This is a genomic window from Streptomyces varsoviensis (assembly GCF_000718635.1).
GTDB classification, from domain to species: domain Bacteria; phylum Actinomycetota; class Actinomycetes; order Streptomycetales; family Streptomycetaceae; genus Streptomyces; species Streptomyces varsoviensis.
Window position 1 is genome coordinate 116,395 of record NZ_JOBF01000007.1, and the last position, 20,435, is coordinate 136,829.

A 20,435-nucleotide genomic window follows, 5' to 3' on the forward strand; every position below is an offset into this window, starting at 1 on the left:
ATCGAGGAGGCGGTGCACCGTCGCCTTGCGGGATTCCGTACCGGGGGTCGGGAGTCGGCCTCTTCCGGCTCCGCGGTCCCGGCCCGAGCAGGGCGGCGGTGCGCGCGCCCGCGCGGGCGGCGCCGCCGACCGCACAGCAGCCTAAGTGACCCGTGGGGGCGCCGGTAGAGCGCGTACGGGCGGGGGCGCCGGTGGAGCGGGAGGCGGGGGCGACCCGGATGGCCGTCAGCCGTTCGCACCCGTCCGCGCCAGCGCCGTCCGCAGGTAGCGGGCCGTCAGGCTGCCGTCCGTACGGGCGACTTCCTCCGGGGTGCCGGCCGCGACGACGTGGCCGCCCGCCGCGCCGCCGCCGGGGCCCATGTCGATGACCCGGTCGGCTCCGGCGACGACGGCCATGTCGTGCTCGACGACCACGACGGAGTTGCCCGCGTCCACGAGCCCGTGGAGCTGGCGCAGCAGGAGTTCGGTGTCGGCGGGGTGCAGCCCGGTGGTGGGCTCGTCGAGCACGTAGAGGGTGTGGCCGCGGTGGGTGCGCTGGAGTTCGGCGGCGAGCTTGATGCGCTGGGCCTCGCCGCCGGACAGCTCGGTGGCGGGCTGGCCGAGCCGCAGGTAGCCGAGGCCCACGTCGCGCAGGGTGGCGAGGCCGCGCAGCGCGGCGGGCACGTCGGCGAGGAACGCGGCGGCGGCGTCGACGGTCATGCCGAGCACGTCGGCGATGGTGGCGCCGCGGTAGGTGATCTCCAGCGTCTCGGGGTTGTAGCGGGCGCCGTGGCAGGCGGTGCAGGGGGCGTACGTGCCGGGCAGGAAGAGGAGTTCGACGGCGACGAAGCCCTCCCCCTGGCAGGTCTCGCAGCGGCCGGCGGGCACGTTGAAGGAGAACCGGCCGGCCGTGTAGCCGCGGGCGCGGGCCTCGTCGGTGGCGGCGAACACCTTGCGCACGGCGTCGAAGAGCCCGGTATAGGTGGCGAGATTGGAGCGGGGGGTGCGCCCGATGGGCTTCTGGTCCACGCGCACCAGCCGGTCGATCGCCTCCAGCCCCTTGGCGTGCGCCGGGTACGGCCCGTCGGCGTCGGCGGCCGGCTCCTCGCCCGGGTCCGCGGCGTCCGTGCTCTCGCCGCCGAGGTGCCCGGCGACGAGGTCCGCGAGGACCTGGCTGATCAGCGTCGACTTGCCGGAGCCGGAGACCCCGGTGACGGCGGTGAAGACGCCGAGCGGGATGTCGGCGTCGAGGTCGCGCAGATTGTGCCGGGTCACGCCGTGCAGCCGCACCGTGCCCGAGGGGGTGCGGCGCTCGGGCGCTGCGGCGGGCGCGTCGGAGCCGGGGAAGACGAAGCGGCGGGTCGCGGACGCGGCGACGTCGGCGAGCCCGGCGACGGGGCCGCTGTAGAGCACCCGCCCGCCGTGTTCCCCGGCGTGCGGCCCGACGTCCACGATCCAGTCGGCGCGGCGCACCACGTCCATGTGGTGCTCGACGACGAAGAGGGAGTTCCCGGCGGCCTTGAGCCGGTCCAGGACGGTGAGCAGGGCCGCGCTGTCGGCGGGGTGCAGCCCGGCGGAGGGCTCGTCGAGGACGTACACGACGCCGAAGAGTCCGGAGCGCAGTTGGGTGGCGAGCCGCAGCCGCTGGAGCTCGCCGGCGGAGAGGGTGGGGGTGGGCCGGTCCGTGCTGAGGTAGCCGAGGCCGAGTTCGGTGAGCACCTCGACGCGGGCGACGAGGTCCGCGGCGAGCAGCGCGGCCGGGCTCTCGTCGTTCCTGTCGGCGGCGGGCCGCAGCAGGTCGCCCAAGGCGCTCAGCGGCAGCGCGGCGGCCTCGGCGATGTCGCGGCCCGCGAAGGTGACGGCGAGCGCCTCGGGCCGCAGCCGCCGCCCCCGGCAGGCCGGGCACGCGCCGCTGACCAGGTACCGCTGGACGCGCGCCCGCAGCGTGGCGCTCTGGGAGTCGGCGAAGGTGTGCAGCACGTAGCGCCGGGCGCTCATGTACGTGCCCTGGTACGGGCGCTGGATACGGCCCGCGTCGCGCACGGGGTGGACGGTGACGACGGGCTGCTCGTCGGTGAACAGGATCCAGTCCCGGTCGGCCCGGGGCAGCTCGCGCCAGGGCCGGTCGATGTCGTAGTCGAGCGCGGCGAGGATGTCCCGCAGGTTCTTGCCCTGCCAGGCGCCGGGCCAGGCGGCGATGGCGCCCTCGCGGATGGTGAGGCTCCCGTCGGGTACGAGGGAGTCCTCGGTGACCTCGTGGACGCGGCCGAGGCCGTGGCACTCGGGGCAGGCGCCGGCGGCGGTGTTGGGCGAGAAGGCGTCCGAGTCGAGGCGCGGCGCGCCGTCGGGGTAGTCGCCGGCGCGGGAGTAGAGCATCCGCAGCGAGTTGGAGAGGGTGGTGACGGTGCCGACGGAGGACCGGGAGGTGGGCGCGGAGCGGCGCTGTTCCAGGGCGACGGCGGGCGGCAGCCCGGTGATCTCCTCGACCTTGGGCGCGCCGACCTGGTGGATGAGGCGGCGGGCGTACGGGGCGACGGACTCGAAGTAGCGGCGCTGGGCCTCCGCGTACACGGTGCCGAAGGCCAGCGAGCTCTTGCCGGAGCCGGAGACCCCGGTGAAGACGACGAGCGCGTCGCGCGGGATGTCGACGTCCACGGCCCGCAGGTTGTGCTCGCGGGCGCCCCGGACGCGGACGTACGGGTCGTGGGCGGCGGCGCCGTACGGCGCTCCCGGCCCGGGCGCGGGGTGGTGGCCGTCCGGGCGCGCCGGGCCTGCCGGGTCGTTCATCGAGGTCGTCTCCGCTGGTCGGCGCTTGCTCTCGCTCGCCGATCTTAGGTGCGGAGGCCCCGTGAACGCCCGGCGGGCCCGCCGCCCGGGTCAGCGGCGCAGCCGTGGTCAGTGGCGCGCTCGCGGGCCCGGGTCAGTGGCGCGCGGCCCCGGTCAGTAGCGCGGCCCGGGTCAGTAGCGCAGCGCGTAGGCCAGGCGGCGGCGCCAGGAGGTGGCGCGCCGCGCGCTGTGGTGGCGGGCGTCGGCCTCCAGGACCTCGGTGGCCCTGCGTACCCGCTCCTGCGCGATGTCGACGGCCTCGTCGAGCGGCATGACCAGCGGCAGGTCGAAGAGTTCGACGATGCGCCGGACCCGTTCGGTGACGGTGCCGCCCACCACGTGGTAGGGGATCTCCATTTCTTCCAGGGTCTCGATGAGCAGGTCGTCCGACATCTTGCGGAACGGCTCCGAGACCGGCCGGTGCCCGTCGGCCTTCATCTCGAACTCCACGGGCAGGTGCACATAGGCGTCGTAGATCCGCTTGGCGCGGGCCTTGGTGATCTGCCCGTAGGCGTTCATGTAGTCGCGGTAGAAGCGCTTGACGGGCAGCCCGGCGACGTTCTTCACCGCCTTGACGAGGAGGCCCGCGCCGGGGTTGATGCCGACGCGCATCCGCGCCTCGCCGTAGATCCATTCGTGGATCACCGAGCCGTCGGAGACGAACGAGCCGGGCAGCGCCTCGTTGTGGATGCGCTCCTCCAGGCGGCGCAGCCCGAGCGCCATCAGCTCGGCCGCCGACAGTTCCTGCACCTGCTTGCCGGGCGCGAGGTCGAGCAGGATCTCGCGGGAGGTCATCGCGTGGGTGCGGGGGATGCCGGTGGCGACGGAGACGGCTTCGGTGGTGGTGCTCTTGCCGCTGGAGTAGGTGCCGGAGATGGCGAGGTGGATGACGCGGTCGGTCATGGTCGCCGCTGTTCCTTCCGTGTGGTGGTGGTCCGTGGTCATCCGCCGAGCCCCAGTCCGCCGCTGACCGGCAGGACGGCCCCGGTGACGTACCGGCCGGACTCCCCCGCCAGATAGCGCACGGCTTCCGCGACGTCCTCGGTGGTGCCGGGGTGGCCGAGCGGGGTGACGCGGGCCAGCTCGGTGCGGCGGCGGTCGGTGACGGCGCGGCCCATCTCGGTGTCGATCAGGCCGGGCGCGACGAGGTTGACGGTGATGTCGCGGGGGCCCAGCTCCCAGGCCAGGGAGCGGGCGAGGCCGAGCAGCCCCGCCTTGGACGCCCCGTAGTTGGCCTGGCCGGCCGCGCCGTAGGCGTAGACCATCGACGACATGAGGATGACGCGGCCCCAGCGGGCGCGGATCATGGAGCGGGCCGCGCGCCGCACGACGCGGTAGGCGCCGCCGAGGTTGATGTCGACGACGTCGAGGAAGTCCGGCTCGGTCATCCGCAGGAAGGGCATGTCGCGGGTGATGCCCGCGTTGGCGACGAGCACCTCCACGGGCCCGTGCGCGGCCTCCACCTCGGTGAAGGCCGCGTCCACGCTGTCCGGGTCCCGCATCTCGGCCCGTACGCCGAACAGGCCGTCCGGCGGGGCGTCGTCGCGGTGGGTGACGGCGACGCGGTGGCCGTCGTCCCGCAGGGCGCGGGCCACGGCGAGCCCGATGCCGCGGTTGCCGCCGGTGACGAGCACGGAGCGCGGCGTCACAGGTCGCCTCCTTCGGTGTCGGCGCCGGCCGCACCCGGCCCGCTCGCCGGGGCCGGCCGGGTGCGGGCGAGGACGGCGAAGGCCATGGTGGCGATGGCCGCGCCGAGTTCGTCGCGGCTGAGCAGCGCGAACGCGTCGGCGGTGGGCCGTTCCTGATCGTTCATCAGCAGGCCACCGCCGTACCGCCGTACCGTGGCGCGGTCTCCTCGCGGTGCGGCTGCCGGTGTCCGAAGATATGGCGGACCGCGGCCGCGAGCCGTGCCGTGGTGAGCGCCCCGGGCAGCAGCCGGCGCGCGAACCGCACGTGGGGCGCGGTGTGCTGGGGCTGCGGCCGGGGGTCCTCCAGGAGCAGGGGCGGCAGCAGCGCGGTGGGCGTGCGGGCGAGCGTCTCGTCGCTCTCGGTGAGGAAGGCGGCGGCGCGGGCCCGTACGGGCTCGGGCAGCCAGTCGAGGAACGGCACCCGCACCTCGATGATCTCGCCGTGTCCGGCGCACCCGCCGAACTCCGCGCACGGCGCGTCGGTCTTGGCGTGTTCCGCGGCGGGCCGGGCGCCGGCCCCGTCGGTTTCGGTCCGGGCGAGGGTGTGGGCGCCGGCCAGCGCGGCCCGGACGGGATACGGCGCGCGTTCCCATTCCTCGCGCAGTACGGGCACGGTGTCGCGCGCCTCGTCCAGGACGACGAGCAGCGGCGAACCGCTGTCGATGTGGTCGGCCAGCAGGGCGCGGAGCGTCTGCTCCGGCCAGATTCCGTCGGGCGCCCACTCCCCCTGCCGGGCGGTGCGCCAGTTGATCCGGGCGGGTCCTTCGAATACGACGAGCGCTTCGCCGAAGCGCAACATCGGCGTTCCGTTCATGAGTACATTTCCCCGTTGTCGACTCATCGCAGCGTCGTCGGCCGACGGCCGGGCCATGGGCCCGGGCGCCGTCGCCGGCTCGTTGCGGAGGTGCTGAATTGCCGTGCCGTGGCCGCCGTGCGGCGGCCCGTGACGCGTGGCGGCCGCGGTGGGGCGGCCGCCACGCGGCGACGGGCGGACTCTCGGGCGCTCAGGCGGCGGCGAGCATCGGCAGTTGGTGCGCGATGGAGCACCGTCCGTAGATGCCGGAGAAGTCGTCGACCGCGAGGTCGGCGACCCGCCAGGTGCCGTCGCCGAGCCCGAGCAGCCGGGTCCGGGTGACGTACGCCTTGGCCTCTATCGGGCCCGCCATGGGCCGCAGCGGGCTGTGTGCGCCGACCACCGTGCGCCGCATCCACAGCGTGTTGCTGCGGCCGCGATCCACGCCGTCCTGCGCGTACAGCAGCGCCTGGGCGAGCTGGGCGACGCACACCAGCGTGTCGACGAGCGACACGGAGGGCGCGTACGCGGCCTCGGCGCCGTGCGCCTCGTGCAGCCGCTCGACGCTGGGCACGACGAACTGCCGGGCCCTGACCCGCTGTTCGGCGAGGTCGACGCTGACGCCGTCGGCGTGGTGGCTGTGCGCCTTGTAGGCCGCGCCGTAGTGCCGGGTGCGGGCGGCGCCGAGCGCCTCCTCGTCCGTCACGTAGCGGGCCGGGCCGCGCGGCCGGTCGCCGGCCGCCTCGTGCACGAAGTCGCAGCGCACCTTCAACTCGCCGATGCGGCAGTCGTAGACGCTGCTGACCGGCGTGTACGGGCCGACCGCCGCTCCCTCCGCTCCCTCTGCTCCCTCGCCGCCGTGCGCCGGGCCGGCGGGCGCGCTGTGCGCGAGCCGGGCCGAGACGGCGAAGTCCGCGAGGTCCTCGTGCGGCCGGCTGCCGGCCCGGATGTCCGCGGACCGCAGCCAGGTGCGGCGGCGCTGCTCCTCGTCCAGCCCGTGCGCGCCGTTCAGGTGGATCTCGGCGAGCGAGGCCGCGAGCACGAGCGCGTCGATGCTGCTGAGGTGCGGCCGCAGTTCGCGGCCCGCGGCCTTGCGGGACCAGTCGGCCGGATAGGTGAGGGTGGCGCGGGCGTCGGCTCCCGCGCCGGGCCCGGTGAGCCCGTCCGTCGCGATGTGGTGCAACTGCTGCCCGACCCGCTTGTAGCCCGTTCCGAAGAACCTCGAACCGCGCGGTCCGAGGCACGCGTCAAGCGAGTCGAAAACCAACCTTTCTTCACTCATCCCCGTTTTCCTTCCCCCGTGGTGACTCACCTTGAGGCTAGCACCGGGAAAACATCAACAGGGCCCTTGTGAAGAGGCTCACTTCAACTATTTCCGGTCAACCAAAATACATTTGACGGAAATTGACGGGAGGAATTAAATGCTCCGAATACGGCACCTCCGGACGGTGCGGGAACGTGTTTTACGGAGTGCTGAATTCTGCCGGTCAGTCCTCGCAGGCGACGACGCTGGGCCAGCGGTCGGCGAGCAGTTCGCCGAGGATCTGCCGCAGCCGGTCGCGGTCGGCGGAGCCCACGGCGGCCAGGAAGCCCTGCTCCGCGTCGTCCACGGCACGGGTGGCGCCGGCCAGCGCCTGCCGTCCGGCGTCCGTGAGGTGGAGGATGTAGCGCCGGCGGTCGGCGGGGTTGCGCCGCCGCTCCACATGGCCCGCCTCCTCCATCTCGTCGATGAGCGCGACCATCGTGGTGGGGTCGAGGTTGAGCAGCCGGCTCAAGTCCTGCTGGGAGAGGCTGATCTGCCCTTCCAGCGCGGCGAGCACGTAGAAGTACCGCATCCGCATCCCGCGGGATTCCAGGGCCCGGTCGGCTTCGTGCATGAGCAGGAGCCCGGCTTTGTGCAGCAGATATCCGGTCCGGTGCACGAGCGGGAAGTCCACTGTCTCGGCCGTGGGTTGAGGCAGTGGGGCGGAGAGATGGTCGGTGGTTGACATCAAGGGCCGCTTCCGTCGGGGGGATGGAATGGTCTTTCGGTCTGCGCTCACCTGCCATTATCGCCGTTGGCGGGTGGGATGAACATCCGTGATCGCGGGATCGGGGCGCGGATAGCGGCAGGTGCCCCGGGGTCCGCAGTCCCCGGGGCACCGTCGCACGCCGGTCGGTCAGGCCCGGGCGGAGACTTTCCCCGTGGCATCCGCTGCTGCCGTCTCCGCCGCGGTTCCGGCGCGTGCACCCTCGCTCTCCGCCCCGGTGAGGGCGCTCTCGTGGAGATCTCGGGTGCGGATGAACGCGAACGCGATCAGTGCGCCGAGCGCCGCGATCGACGCGCACACGATCATGACCTCGGTGAGGCCGTCCGCGAACGCTGTACGGGCCGCCTGGTCCAGTCGCTCGGCGAGCGTGGCCGGCATCCCGGCCGCGGCCTGCGCGCCGCCGCCGGCGGCGACCGCCTCGCCGAACTCCTGGGCCTTGTCGCCCAGTTGACGCCCCGCGTCGGAGGCGACGAACAGGTCGGTGACCCTGGACTGGAAGAGCGCGCCGAAGGCGGCTATGCCCACCGCGACGCCCACTTGCTGGAAGGTCTCGCCGATCCCGGACGCCATGCCGGCCTCGGACGGTTCGGCCACCGCGATGGACAGCGAGGCGCGGGGCGGGTTGAACAGGCCCATGCCGAGGCCGAGCCCGAACATGCTGGGCAGCAGCGACGTCCAGGCGCTGTCCGCGTCCACCAGGGTGGCCAGGGCGAGGCCCAGCGCCACGAAGGTCATCGCGAAGCCGACGAGCACGCGCTGCGGCATCCGGGTCGTGAGGTTGCCGGCGATGGCCGCGGCCACGAAGAGCGTCAGCGTCAGCGGCAGGAACCGCAGCCCGGTGTCCCAGGCCGAGAAGCCCAGCACGTTCTGCACGTAGGAGATCTGCAGGAAGAGCGCGGACATGGTGGCCGCCGCGCAGAGCAAGGTGACCGCGGAGATGCCGTTGAAGGTGACGTTGCGGAACAGCGTCAGGCGCAGCATCGCCCGGTCGCCGAGCCGCCGTTGTACGAAGTAGAAGGCCGCGAAGAGCAGCGCCGAGGCGGCGAACATGCCCACGATCGCGGCGCTCCCCCAGCCCTGCGCCTCCCCGCGCAGGAAACCGAGGACGAGGAGGGCGAGCGCACTCGAGAACAGGACCAGCCCCCACCAGTCCACCGAGTGCGCTCGCGGGTCCCGCGACTCGCGCATGCGCAGCACGCCGATCACCAGCGCGGCGATGCCGACCGGGACGTTCACCAGGAAGATCCACCGCCAGTCGAGACTGTCGGTGAGGGCGCCGCCGATCAACGGGCCGAACGCGATGGACAGTCCCACCACGCCGCCGAAGATCCCGAACGCCTTGCCCCGCTCCTTGCCGCGGTACTCGTGCCCGATCAGCGCCGGGCCGATCGCGAAGAGCATCGCGCCGCCGAGGCCCTGCACCCCTCGCGCGGCGGACAGGAATGCCGCGTTCGGGGCGAGGCCGCAGGCCAGCGAGGCCAGAACGAAGATCACGAAGCCGGTGTTGAAGACCCGCTTCCGGCCGAGCCGGTCCGCCAGGGAGCCCGCGGTGAGGAGGAAGACCGCGAGCCCCAGGGCGTAGGCGTCGAGCACCCATTGCAGGTCGGAGAAGGTCGCGTGGAGATGCGTGCGCATATCAGGGAGCGCCACGTTCACCACGGTCAGATCGAGCATCAGCATGAACGTCGCCACGCAGACGGCGGCGAGCGTCCATCCGCGTCCGCTGCCGTCCCCCGGTACGGCAGCGGCTGTCGCGGTCGACTCGGTCATCAAGACTCCCCCAGTCCTTCACACCGTCTATCGGATCATCAATCATTTATCTTTCCTACGATCCAAGAAGGTATGGACTGTGCTTCCAACTGTCAACGCTTCCAAGGGAGTTCGGAGCCAAACAGGCCGGAACCGAGCGCACGAACCAGGGCACGGCGAACTCCCTTTACCTCAGCGCGAGTTGGCCTGACCTGCCCCCCATGCCGGAAACGGGCGCCGAGCCCGGGTTCCGGTCGACGACGAACAGCCGCCTCCCGATGGCGCGAATCCGACGCGCCCCCACCACCACCGGAAGGCGGGGTCCTCAGAGGGCGTCCGCCGGAATCGAATGGAAGAGCTCGACGGCCTCGGTCACGAGCGGGGCGTCGGGCGGGAAGGGCAGGTCGTCGATGCGGGAGACGGGTGCGATGCCGCGTGAGTTGATGACGAAGGAGCCGTCGTAGGAGGCCAGGTCGGCGGTGCGGACGGCGGACCGCCGCCATGGCCGGCCCGCCCTGTCCAGCGCCTCCCGGAGGAGCAGCATCGAGATGCCGTCCAGGGCGGGGGCGTCGGGCCAGACCACGGTGTCGCCGGCGATGAAGGCGACATTGGTGATGGTCCCCTCGGACACGGTGCCGTCCGGGCCCACCAGCAGCGCCTCGTCGAACCCCGCCCGCTGGACCTGGTCGCGGTAGAAGCCCTGCGCGAAGCCTCCCGTGTGCTTGAGGTGGGCCACGGGGCGCTGGTAGGGCACCGTGCGCAGGGCCTGCGGGGTGGTCGGCATGGTCATCGGCGGGCGCACGCTGACCAGCACCGAGGGCGCCGCGCCGGGCGCGGGGGCGAAGACGTTGACGCGTACCGCGGCGTCCTCGGTGTCGGCGAGCGCGTGCCGGATCAGCTCGCGGACCCGGTCGCCGTCGAGGCCCGTGCCGAAGAGCTCGCGCGTCGCCGCGTCGAGCCGCGTCAGGTGCAGGTCCAGTCCGCGCACCGCCCGGCCGCGCACCTGCATGGCGGTGAAATGCCCGTAGTTGCTCATCAGCGGCGCGAACAGCTCCTCGGCGGTCGGCGCCCGCCCGTCGAGCTCGATCCGAAGGTCAGGTAGATCAGTCACACCGGTCACCCTACGAGGCGCCCCGCCCCCGAACGGCGTAGCCCGCCGCTTCAAGGCGGTCCGTACGACCTGACGGCCCGCCCGCCCGTACGGCCCGGTGCCGCGTACGGCCGTAGGGCGCGGCGGGCACGTGGCGGCCAGGCGCTACACGGTGGCGGTGCTCGCGGCCGTGGCCCGGAGCAGCCCGTCGCGCACCTCGGCCGCCGCGTCGGGGTCCGTGCCCCGCCAGGCGACGATGTGATCGGGCCTCAGCAGCAGGCACTGACCCGCGGGCAGGAAGTCCACGTCGTGCCGGTGGAGCGGGAGCCCGCCCGTGCGCGGCGCCGCGGCGGCCTCGGGCCCGGCGAGGACGGACCAGCCGGGCCCCGCGAGGTCGATCGTCGAGCGGGTACGGGCGTCGTCGAGCCAGCGGTGCGGGACGCGGGTCCCGACGCGGCCCGCGGGCGCGAACTCGGTGACCGGCTCCGGGTCGTCCGCGGTCGCCGGGTCGCTCACCAGGGCGCCCTCGGTGTGCTGGAACCCTCCGGCGGCGAAGACGAAGGGGTGGGCGAGGGTCGGGTCGGGGGCCGTCCCGAAGTTCGGGAAGCTCGCCATGCGGCGGGCGGACTGCTCGGCGATGAACCAGCCGGCCGGGCGGCGTTCGGCGCCGTAGCTGTCGAGGAGGGCGGGCGCGGCCTCGCCGCGCAGCACGGCGGCGAGTTTCCAGCCCAGGTTGTGCGCGTCGGCGATCCCGGTGTTGGCCCCGCTGGCCGCGAACGGCGGCATCACGTGCGCGGCGTCCCCCGCCAGGTGGACGCGGCCGACGCTGTAGCGGTCGGCGACGAGCATCTCGGCCTGCCAGGGCAGCACGCTGAGCACGTCGAGGTCGGGGGCCGGGACGCCGAGCACGGTGCGCAGCACGGCGGGCCAGTCGCGGTCCGGCTCGCCGCCCTGGCTCATGTACAGCCAGCGGCGGCGCCCGTCGACGGAGGCGAGCGCGCCGGGCGGCGCATCCGGGTGGTCGAGCTGGCAGAGGTTGAACTCCCGGCCGCGTACGGTCGCGGCGAGGTCGGCGTGGAAGTAGACGTTCACGTTCGGGCCGCCGATGGCCCCTTCCCCGGACCGGCCGATGCCGAGGGCCTCGCGCACGGGGCTGCGCGCCCCGTCGGCGGCCACCAGGTACCGGGCCTCGACGCGGTGCCGGCTGCCGTCCGTACGGTCGAGGAGTTCGGCGCGCACCCCCTCGTCGTCCTGGTCGAAGCCGAGGAGTTCGGTGTCGAACCGGACGGTGGCGCCGGCGTCGACGGCGGCGGCGCGCAGGACGGGTTCGAGGGTGTCCTGGGCGATCAGGCACGGCGGTTCGGGGCTGATGTCGGGGGCCGCGCCGCCGGCCCCCGCGGGCAGCCACAGCGGGAGCTGTTCCGCCTCGGCGAGCGTGCGGCCCTGCGCCATGTGGTCGTGGCCGGCGAGGTCGCGGGCGGCTTCGTGGACCAGGCCGGCGAGGCCGAGTTCGCGGAAGATCTCCATGCTGCGCACATGGAAGCGGCGGGCCTTGGGCTGCGGCGAGGTCGTCGAGCGCTTCTCCACCACGGTGACGGGGACGCCGTGGTGGCGGAGGACCAGGGCGGCGGTCAGTCCGGTGAGCCCGCCGCCCGAGATCAGCACGTCGGTGCCCTGCACATCGGTGCCCAGCGCGGCGGTGCTCCGCGCGTCGGCGTCTCGCGCGGCAGTGTTCGGCGCGGCGGACCGCCGCCCGTCGGAGGCGTGTGCGCGCGACTTTGGTGTACGTCGTCCACTCATGGTGGACAACGTACACCAGATAGGGTCCGACCACGATGACTTCCTCCGACTCCGACCGCCGTCCGCCCCCCGGCGGGCTGGTGTGGTTCGACGAGCCCGCGCCGCCCCGCCGGACCGAGCAGCTCAGCCGCGAGCGCATCGTGCGCGCCGCCATGGACCTGGCCGACCAGGAGGCGAGCGGGGAGTTCACCATGCGGGCGCTGGCGACCGGGCTGGGCGTCCGCAGCCCCATGGCCCTCTACCGCTACGTCGGCAGCAAGAACGGCCTGCTGGACCTGATGGCCGATCAGGTCTATGGGCAGTTCGCCGTCGCGCGCGGCGAGGGCTGGCGCGAGGCGCTGCGCACCATGGGCCGTACGGGCTGGGACGCCGTCCGGCGCCACCCCTGGTTCGCGCGGCTGGCCTTCAGCCGCCCCCCGCTCGGGCCGAACGCCCTGGATCTCTACGAGGCCGCGCTCACCGAACTCGATCCGCTCGGGCTCGACGCGGCCATCCGCTCACGGTGCGTCGACACGGTGCTCGGCCAGGTGTTCAGCTCCGGGCTCGCCCTGCTCGAAGAGCGGACCATGCGGGCCCGCACCGGGCTGAGCACCGACGACGACCTGGAGCAGGCCGCCGCGCCGTATATGGAGCGGATCGCCGCCGCGGGCAAGCACCCGCACTTCGTCCGCTGGGCCACCGACCCCCAGCGGCACGCCCCCGGCCCCCAGCCGTTCGACCAGACCCTGGAGTGGCTGCTCGACGGGCTCGAGCGCCTCGTCGCCGAAGGCGGCCGGACGCCGGGGGCCTGACCGGCGTCCATGTCGTGGACGCGGCAGGCCGTCCGGTGTTACCTCTGCGGTGGACTGGAACTTCCGGACCACCCCACAGAGCACAGCGCGCTGTGTGCTACGCGCACGAGAAAGGGCTGATGCACATGCCGGACCTCATGGACGAACGGGTCGGATTCGTACGGCGCATCGGCCTGTTCCAGGCCACCGCCATCAATATGAGCCAGATGTGCGGCATCGGGCCCTTCGTGACGATCCCCTTGATGGTCGCGGCCTTCGGGGGGCCGCAGGCCGTGATCGGGTTCATCGCGGGCGCGGTCCTCGCCCTCGCCGACGGGCTGATCTGGGCGGAGTTGGGGGCGTCGCTGCCGGGCGCGGGCGGCAGCTATGTCTATCTTCGGCAGGCGTTCCAGTACCGCACGGGCAAATTGATGCCGTTCCTCTTCGTGTGGACGGCGATGCTCTTCATCCCGCTGGCGATGTCCACGGGGGTCATCGGGTTCGTGCAGTACCTCGGCTATCTGTGGCCGGGCATGACCCAGGGCCAGGGCGATCTCGTCGGGCTGGTGACGATCGCGGTGGTCCTCGCGCTGCTGTGGCGCCGGGTGGAGAACATCGCCAAGCTCTCGGTCGTCCTGTGGACCGTGATGATCGCCTCGGTGGTGCTCGTCATCCTCGCCGCCTTCACCCACTTCAGTCCGGGGCAGGCGTTCACCTACCCGGCGCACGCCTTCGAGGTGACCAGCGACCACTTCTGGATCGGCTTCGCGGCGGGGCTGACCATCGGCATCTACGACTACCTCGGCTACAACACGGCCGCGTACATGGGCGCCGAGATCAAGCGGCCCGGCCGCACCCTGCCGCGCGCCATCATCTACTCGATCCTCGGCATCATGACGATCTACCTGCTGCTCCAGGTCGGCACGCTCGGCGTCATCGAGTGGAAGGACATGCTCGACCCGGACAGCACGGCGTCCACCTCGGTCGCCTCGGCGGTGCTGGAGAAGGCCTGGGGCAAGAGCGCCGCCGACGCCGTGACGGTGCTGATCCTCATCACCGCCGTCGCCTCCGTCTTCGCGGGGCTGCTCGGCGGCTCGCGGGTGCCCTACGACGCCGCCCGCGACAAGGTGTTCTTCCGCCCGTACGGGAAGCTGCACCCGCGCCACCGCTTCCCGGTGCTGTCCCTGCTGACCATGGGCGCCGTCACGGCCGCCGGCTTCATGCTCGGCCGGCATACGGACCTGGCGACCATCATCCAGCTCCTGACCACCGTGATGGTGATCGTGCAGGCGCTGGCCCAGGTCGCCGCCGTCACCGTGCTGCGCCGCCGGCAGCCGGGGCTGCGGCGGCCGTACACGATGTGGCTCTACCCGCTGCCGAGCGCCGTCGCGCTCGTCGGCTGGCTGGTGATCTTCGGCTACGCGGACAAGAACTCGCCGGGCAGGCACCCCATCGAATGGTCGCTGGCGTGGGTCGCGGCGGGCTGTGTGGCGTTCCTGCTGTGGTCGCGGTACGAGAAGGTATGGCCGTTCGGGCCGCGTGAGATCAGCGAGGAGTATCTGCACGGCGCCGACCCCGACACGGAGGAGCGGCCGCCCGGCGCGGGGCCACAGGCGGAAGGCCGAACACCCGCCGGGGACTGAGCCGGCACCCGTCGGCGGCGCGAAGGCCCCTGCTCAGCAGGGGCCTTCGGGCTCTTCCTCAACTGAATTCCAGCCACACGCGTCTCGTGAGTCAGCGGAATACGCGCGTCCGGGTAGGGTGCGAAAGATCCGTATATCCCTACCTGGTGGACCGGAATTGAACGATCACGAACGTGTACGCGTCACACGGCGCGGCAAAGTCGTCCTCTCCACGGCGACCGCGGCCATCGCCGCCGCGGGGCTGTGGAGTTGGGCCGCCTCGGGGCACGAGGTCAAGGCCGACGCGCACCCGGCGACCGCCCCGGCGACGACGCCCGCCGCACCGGCCGCCGCGCCGCCCTCCCCGAAGCCGGCCGGCGACGGCCGCATCCCGGGGCTCGACGACGCCACGCGCAAGCGAATACCAGCCGAATCGCGCCAAGTTCTGGTGGTCACCGGCCGGGGCCCCGACTCCTCCGACTCGACCGCGGTCCTCTACACCCGCGCCGCCGGCTCCCAGCTCTGGCAGCCCGGCCCGAGCTGGCCGGCGCACAACGCCGCGCACGGCTGGACCCCCGACCACCACTACGGCGACCTCCGCTCCCCCGAGGGCGTGTTCACCCTCACCGGCGCGGGCGGCAAACTCCCCTTCCCGGACGCGAAGCTCCCGTACGACCACAACGGCTCCTTCATCGCCTCCGGCAACGGCGTGGAGGGCGAACCCCTCGCCGGCGCCTTCGACTACGTCATCGGGATCGACTACAACCGGGTGCCCGGCACCTCGCCGCTCGACCCGCGGCGGCCACTGGGCGCGAAGAAGGGCGGCGGCGTGTGGCTGCACGTCGACCACGACGGCCCCACCCAGGGCTGTGTGAGCCTGAAGCCGGAGGTGATGCGCACCCTGCTGCGCACCCTCGACCCGAAGCTCAAGCCGGTGGTCGTGATGGGTCCGGCGGCGGCTCGAAATCACCGGTGATAGAACGGCAACCATGCCTGCGACCACCGTCCCGCCCCCGCCCGCGCCGTCCACGAAACGGCGCAGGCTGTACTGGCACCGGCTGATACCGGGCCTCTGGTACCGCCCCGTCGAGATCCTGGACGAGGCCCGGGACCGCACCGTGTGGGGCGCGGCGATCCTGCTCTGCCTGGTCTGCGGCGCGCTCGGCACCGTCACGAAGGGTTCGTTCCGTCAGCAGTGGGACGGCAACCGGCAGCTCGCGCTGGGGTCGCTGGCCACCGTGGAGGCGGGGGTGCTGTTCGCCACCCTGGTGCTGGGCGTCGTCACCCACAGCATCGCCCGGCACCTGGGCGGCAACGGCAGGTTCGGCCCGACGGTCACGCTGTTCGTGGTGCTGTTCTGGACCACCGACCTGCCGCGCCTGGCGCTCCACGCCTGGCTGCCGGCCCATTCCGTGGCGGTACGCGCCGTGGCCGGGCTGACCTGGCTGTTCGGCTACGCGCTGGCCGCCTTGCTGATCCGCGGTCAGCACCATCTGCCGACGCACAAGGCGCTCGCCTCGGTGAGCATCCAGATGCTGGCCGCCGGCGCCCTGCTGAAGTTCCCGCCGGGCCACTGAGGCCGCGCTCGGCGCGGGCGGCGGATAGGCCAAGGGAACGTTGGGGGGAAAAGGAAGGCCCGCCCGGTGCGACGGGGGATGCACACCGGGCGGGCACAGGAACCTTTGTACCTCATCAAGGATGGGTCATGCATCAAAAACCTGTTCGGCTGACGGATTACCAGCGAACAGGGGACGAATTCAGGCCACGTGAGCGAGGCGGGGAAGGCCGCCTCACCGGCGTCCCGGCCGCGTTCGGAAGCGGTTCGGGCGCCCGTTCCCGGGCTTCGGGCAGCGTGTCCGTGCGGGATACGGGCGGCACCCCCGGTCCCGTACGGGCAGGCGGCGCACCGGGCCGGCGGCGGCCACCGCGCCCCCGAGGCGCGGCGTCCCGACTGGCCACGGCGGTGGAGCCGCGCACTCCGGTTCCGCGGACAGGTCCGGACCACCCGGCCGCGCCCCGGCGGCGGGCGGCGTCACGGCCCGCGCCGGAGCCGCCCGGAGACGGACCTGCGCGTCCTCGACCGGAAACCGACGGATCGCACGGGCGGCGCCGGGTCCGTACACGCTCGTACGGGCCCGGCACCAGCCTGTGTCGCAGGCGGCCTTGACCCCCGTCCAGGGCCACCTCGTCTCCACCGACCCGTGCCGGGCCGCGGAGCCCGGTCCGCTCAGCTCTCGCCGCGCGGCTCCTCGGCTCCCGTCTCCGGCGGGTCCGCCGGAAGGTTCATCTGCCGTCGGAACTGGCCGATGATCGTCGTCAGGCTGTCCTGCACCTCCGGCGGCAGACCCACCGAGCGCAGGGCGATGGCGCGTACGCGCTGGTCCCGCATGGCGGCGAGGAAGCGGACCTCCTCCTCCACCCGCTCGGCCTGAGACGGCGACAGATCGCCTAACAGGTAACCGACCGGCACCCCGAAGAACTTGGCGAGCGCCCGCAGCAGATCGGGGCTGGGGTTGGCGCGCCGGCCGTTGCGCAGCATCGACAGATACTGCTCCGTCACACTGACTCCGCCGTACTCGTCCGTCCCGGTGCTGATCCGGTCCGCCACGTGCCCGTTGGTATAGGGAGCCCCCGGCGGGTGCATGCTCGCGAACAGATAGTTGAGCCGTTCCGCGAGCGGGCTCTCACCGGCTCCCGCCGATCTGTCGCCCCCGACTGCCATGTGCCCCATCCTTCGGAATGTGTCGCACGGCGTCTCACGGACAGTTAAGCCCGCAACCGCCATGAAGAGCATCTTGCCACGGAGGAAACGCACCGCACCAGAGCGCGGGAGGGAAAGACAGGTGTGTCTTACTTAACCACCAGTTTAACGGGGACCGATGGTTGACAGCCCTCGGGAAGCAACCTAAAGGGCCGCCACGCCGTCTTGACCATAATGCGGTGACGCGCGCGCACGGCGAAACCCTCGGCCCTGTGGGGTGGCACACGCCGCGAAGAGATCGGGGCGCGGTCGCCGTGGCGCCCTCGCGGACGCGTCGCGCGCGCGGGACGATGGCACGCCCGTACCGGCAGCCACTCATGCCTCGCAGCCCTCGTCCCCGGGAGGACCCGCCCCATGAGAAGACCGCGCCTCGCGCTCCTGCCCCTCCTGCCCTTCCTGTCCCTGCTCCTCATCGCGGCGGCGTCCCCCACCAGCACCGCCGACGGCCCCGCGCGCGCCGCCGCCGGCCCCGGACGCGCCACGGCCGCGTCCGACGACGCCTACTGGACGGCGCCGCGGATGGCCGCCGCGCGCCCCGCCCCCGACGGCGTACGAGCGGCGGGGCACGGCGGCGGCGCAGCACACGGCAGGGCCCCGGCCGCCGATCCCCCGGCGCCGAGCCGCCCCTTCGACGGCCTCCCCCAAGTGGGCACGTTCTTCTGGGCGGACGACACCGGGACCGGGCGCTCCTGCGGCGGCACCATCGTCCGCAGCCCGCACCGCGACCTCGTGGTCGGCGCCGGGCACTGTCTGCGCTCCCCGAAACCGAAGCGGCACTTCGCGTTCGTGCCCCAATACCACGACGGGCGAAAGCCCTTCGGGCTCTTCCCGGTCGAGCGCGTCTACCTCGACCAGCGCTACTACGACCTGGGCACCGACGCGGGCGCCCGCTGGGACTACTCCGTCGTACGGGTCGGCCCGCGCGCGGACGGCACCGAGGCCGAGGACGCCGCCGGCGGTGTCGCCCTCGGCGTGTACCCCGGCTACGAGCACCGGCGCGTGCGGCTGATCGGCTACCCGGGCACCGACGACGCCACCCACCCCAAGCCGCTGGACTGCCGCGCCGCCACGCACCGCTACACCAGCACGGACCCAGCCGCTCCCGGCGACTTCCTGGAGATCGCCTGCGCGGGCTACATCGGGGGCACCTCCGGCGGCCCGTTCCTGACGCGGTCCCCCGCCGGCTACCGGCTCATCGGCGTCATCGGCGGCTACCACACCGGAGGGGACTTCCCGGACATCTCCTACAGCTCCTACTTCACCGCGGACCTCCTCGCGCTGTACGTGCACGCGGTGCGCGGCGACGCCCCGGCGCAGCCGCGGTAGGCCGCCGTCCCGCCCGCCCGTCGGGGCTCCCGCGGCGCCGCGCGCCCCGCCTGCGAGAATGCGTCACGTCGAGATGGCGCGTACGAGAGGTGGATCAGCGGTGTCAGCGGTACTCCCCGCACTGGAATCGGTGAGCTGGCTGTGTGTGCGGGACGGGCGGCTGCTGGCCGTGCGCACCCACGGCCGGGAGGTGTTCTACCTGCCCGGCGGGAAGCTGGAGCCCGGCGAGAGCGGGCCGCAGGCGCTCTCCCGCGAGCTGTCCGAGGAGTTGGGCGTCGAGGTCGCGCCGGCGGCGCTGACCGAGGCGTTCGTCGTCGAGGACGTGGCGCACGGGCAGGACGGCCGGCGGCTGCACATGACCTGCTACACGGGCGAGGCCGCGGGCGAGCCGGCGCCGGGCCGGGAGATCGCCGAACTCGACTGGTTCGGCGTGGCCGACGCGCACCGCGGCGCGCCCGCCATGGGCCAGGTCATCGAGCGGCTGGCGGCCGAGGGGCTGCTCGGCTGAGAGAACGTGTCCCCCGCGGTCTTGTGCGGCTCCCGGGCAGCGCGGAAGCTGAGGACCGAGGCGCCCGCGCGGAGGAGGACCGATCATGGCCGACGTCCAGACCCGACAGAGCCCGCCGCGCTCCGGGCTGCTGCTCTCGGTCGAGCGGCTGCGCGTGCCGTGGTGCCGCGCCCGCCGCGACATCATGAACAACACGCCGTCGAGCTCCCGGATATCCCAGTTGCACGAAGGGCGTTAGGGTGCGGCTCCGCGATCTGGTGCACCCGACGCCCGTCGACCAGTTCCTCCAGGAGATATACGGCCGCACGGCCCGGCTCTTCCCGGGGGACGAACACCGCTTCGACGGGCTCGTCTCCTGGGAGACGCTGAACGCCCTCGCGTCGTGGAGCAACTTCGCCGCCTCGCAGCTCCGCGTCAGCCGGGCCGGCGACCTCGTGCCGAGGGCGGCGTACATGCGCGAGGTCGGCTCCCCGCAGGGGGACGTGGTCCGCACTGTCCTCGTGCCGCAGCTCATCGAGGTGCTCAGGGACGGCGCGACGCTGATCGTGGACGGCATCGACCGGATGCATCCGCCGCTGGACGGCCTCGCGCGCCGCCTGGAGCGGACCCTGCGCGAGCGCGTACAGATGAACGCCTACGGCACGTGGGGCGAGAGCAAGGGGTTCGACTCCCACTGGGACGACCATGACGTGATCGTCCTGCACATCGCGGGGCGGAAGGAGTGGGCCCTCTTCGGTCCGCCGCGCCGCGCGTTCCCCCTCGAACAGGACGTGGAGGAGAACCCGCCCCCGGCGGCCGACGCCGAACGGAGGGCGCTGGTGCTCACTCCGGGGGACGTGCTGCACATCCCCCGCGGCTGGTGGCACACGGTCCGCGCCGTCGAGGGGCCCACGCTGCATCTGACGGTGGCGGTGCCGCGCGCGACCGGCGTCGACCTGGCGCACTGGCTCGCGGACCGGCTCTGCGAGCACGAGGTCTTCCGCGCGGACCTGCCGCGCCACCTCGGCGCGCGGGAGCGGGAGGACCACCGGCGCGAACTCGCCGCGACCCTCGCCGCGGTCCTCGACGACGCGGAGCTGATGGACCGCTTCTTCGCCGAGCGGGACGCGTGCGCCGCGCCGCGGCGGCGGCACAGCCTCGCGGCCGTCGAGGGCGGCGGCGAGCGCGTCGGCGACGAGCGGACGGTCACCTGGCTCGCCCCGCGCGCGCTCCTGCGCGCGGAGGGCGACCATACGGTCCTGCTCGCCGACGGCCGGCGGTGGACGTTCGCGGGCGCCGCCCAGGGGATGCTGGCCCATCTGCTCGACGCGCTGGACGCCCCGGTGGGCGCGGTGGTGGCCGCCGCCCGGGACGGCGGCGTCGGCGACGCCGAGGCGCGGTGCCTGCTCGTCGAGCTGATCGAGGCGGGGCTCGTCGCCGTGGGCGAGGAGCAGCGGGGCTTTCTCTGACGTGTCCTTCTGCTCGGGTACCCGGCGCGACACGGCACACGATCG

At 73.2% G+C, this 20,435-nt stretch carries 19 protein-coding genes; 8 read left to right on the forward strand and 11 right to left on the reverse strand.

The features are described from left to right. Window positions 1–225 precede the first annotated feature (225 nt). The 10 genes from IF55_RS12900 to IF55_RS12940 form a co-directional block, all read right to left on the reverse strand. Complete coding sequence (locus tag IF55_RS12900) at window positions 226–2,766, reverse strand: excinuclease ABC subunit UvrA (protein ID WP_048831915.1); 2,541 nt, start codon at window positions 2,764–2,766, stop codon at window positions 226–228. 171 nt (window positions 2,767–2,937) lie between these two features. Further along, the gene (locus IF55_RS12905) at window positions 2,938–3,708 is read right to left on the reverse strand and encodes an ATP/GTP-binding protein (protein ID WP_037963880.1); all 771 of its coding nucleotides are present in this window, start codon (window positions 3,706–3,708) and stop codon (window positions 2,938–2,940) included. A 38-nt stretch (window positions 3,709–3,746) separates the two neighbouring features. Beyond that, window positions 3,747–4,454, reverse strand: a complete 708-nt coding sequence (locus IF55_RS12910; RefSeq protein WP_030880022.1) for an SDR family oxidoreductase — start codon at window positions 4,452–4,454, stop codon at window positions 3,747–3,749. Beyond that, a complete protein-coding gene (locus IF55_RS39325; RefSeq protein ID WP_157854315.1) occupies window positions 4,451–4,618 on the reverse strand; it encodes a hypothetical protein in 168 nt (55 codons plus the stop codon). The genes IF55_RS12910 and IF55_RS39325 overlap by 4 nt, the downstream gene beginning before the upstream one ends. Next, window positions 4,618–5,307 carry a hypothetical protein gene (locus IF55_RS12915; RefSeq protein WP_211269978.1) on the reverse strand — a complete coding sequence of 230 codons (690 nt, stop codon included), beginning with the start codon at window positions 5,305–5,307 and terminating at the stop codon, window positions 4,618–4,620. The genes IF55_RS39325 and IF55_RS12915 overlap by 1 nt, the downstream gene beginning before the upstream one ends. A 190-nt stretch (window positions 5,308–5,497) precedes the next feature. After that, window positions 5,498–6,568 (reverse strand): AvrD family protein, encoded by a 1,071-nt coding sequence (locus tag IF55_RS12920; protein WP_030880027.1) that lies wholly within the window; start codon window positions 6,566–6,568, stop codon window positions 5,498–5,500. Between the two features lie 205 nt (window positions 6,569–6,773). After that, a complete protein-coding gene (locus IF55_RS12925) occupies window positions 6,774–7,277 on the reverse strand; it encodes a MarR family winged helix-turn-helix transcriptional regulator (protein WP_048831917.1) in 504 nt (167 codons plus the stop codon). Between the two features lie 168 nt (window positions 7,278–7,445). Continuing rightward, window positions 7,446–9,086: an MFS transporter gene (locus IF55_RS12930; RefSeq protein WP_169767208.1), complete on the reverse strand. Its 1,641-nt coding sequence runs from the start codon at window positions 9,084–9,086 to the stop codon at window positions 7,446–7,448. Window positions 9,087–9,390: 304 nt separating this feature from the next. After that, window positions 9,391–10,176, reverse strand: coding sequence for an aminotransferase class IV (locus IF55_RS12935; protein WP_211269979.1), 786 nt, complete (start codon window positions 10,174–10,176; stop codon window positions 9,391–9,393). A 144-nt stretch (window positions 10,177–10,320) separates the two neighbouring features. Next, a complete protein-coding gene (locus IF55_RS12940) occupies window positions 10,321–11,955 on the reverse strand; it encodes an FAD-dependent monooxygenase (RefSeq protein ID WP_078644293.1) in 1,635 nt (544 codons plus the stop codon). Window positions 11,956–11,990: 35 nt separating this feature from the next. Here IF55_RS12940 and IF55_RS12945 point away from each other — a divergent pair, with 35 nt between their 5' ends. The 4 genes from IF55_RS12945 to IF55_RS12960 all read left to right on the forward strand — a co-directional run bounded on the left by IF55_RS12945 (window position 11,991) and on the right by IF55_RS12960 (window position 15,924). Next, complete coding sequence (locus IF55_RS12945) at window positions 11,991–12,746, forward strand: TetR/AcrR family transcriptional regulator (protein WP_030880040.1); 756 nt, start codon at window positions 11,991–11,993, stop codon at window positions 12,744–12,746. A 125-nt stretch (window positions 12,747–12,871) separates the two neighbouring features. Beyond that, window positions 12,872–14,368: an APC family permease gene (locus IF55_RS12950; RefSeq protein ID WP_048831940.1), complete on the forward strand. Its 1,497-nt coding sequence runs from the start codon at window positions 12,872–12,874 to the stop codon at window positions 14,366–14,368. A gap of 157 nt (window positions 14,369–14,525) precedes the next feature. Continuing rightward, the gene (locus IF55_RS12955) at window positions 14,526–15,323 is read left to right on the forward strand and encodes a L,D-transpeptidase family protein (protein ID WP_030880045.1); all 798 of its coding nucleotides are present in this window, start codon (window positions 14,526–14,528) and stop codon (window positions 15,321–15,323) included. Window positions 15,324–15,336: 13 nt separating this feature from the next. After that, window positions 15,337–15,924 carry a YIP1 family protein gene (locus IF55_RS12960; protein WP_030880046.1) on the forward strand — a complete coding sequence of 196 codons (588 nt, stop codon included), beginning with the start codon at window positions 15,337–15,339 and terminating at the stop codon, window positions 15,922–15,924. Between the two features lie 650 nt (window positions 15,925–16,574). On the opposite strand, the gene IF55_RS12965 is transcribed toward IF55_RS12960, so the two are convergent. After that, window positions 16,575–17,069, reverse strand: a complete 495-nt coding sequence (locus tag IF55_RS12965) for a helix-turn-helix domain-containing protein (protein WP_030880048.1) — start codon at window positions 17,067–17,069, stop codon at window positions 16,575–16,577. Window positions 17,070–17,462: 393 nt separating this feature from the next. Between IF55_RS12965 and IF55_RS12970 the strand changes: the two genes are divergently transcribed. The 4 genes from IF55_RS12970 to IF55_RS12980 all read left to right on the forward strand — a co-directional run bounded on the left by IF55_RS12970 (window position 17,463) and on the right by IF55_RS12980 (window position 20,390). Then, window positions 17,463–18,434: a trypsin-like serine peptidase gene (locus IF55_RS12970; RefSeq protein WP_030880050.1), complete on the forward strand. Its 972-nt coding sequence runs from the start codon at window positions 17,463–17,465 to the stop codon at window positions 18,432–18,434. A gap of 100 nt (window positions 18,435–18,534) precedes the next feature. Then, window positions 18,535–18,942: an NUDIX hydrolase gene (locus tag IF55_RS12975; protein ID WP_245661177.1), complete on the forward strand. Its 408-nt coding sequence runs from the start codon at window positions 18,535–18,537 to the stop codon at window positions 18,940–18,942. An 85-nt stretch (window positions 18,943–19,027) separates the two neighbouring features. Further along, window positions 19,028–19,180 (forward strand): hypothetical protein, encoded by a 153-nt coding sequence (locus IF55_RS39330; protein ID WP_157854317.1) that lies wholly within the window; start codon window positions 19,028–19,030, stop codon window positions 19,178–19,180. Between the two features lies 1 nt (window position 19,181). Beyond that, window positions 19,182–20,390, forward strand: coding sequence for a cupin domain-containing protein (locus IF55_RS12980; protein WP_048831919.1), 1,209 nt, complete (start codon window positions 19,182–19,184; stop codon window positions 20,388–20,390). The last annotated feature ends 45 nt before the right edge of the window (window positions 20,391–20,435 follow it).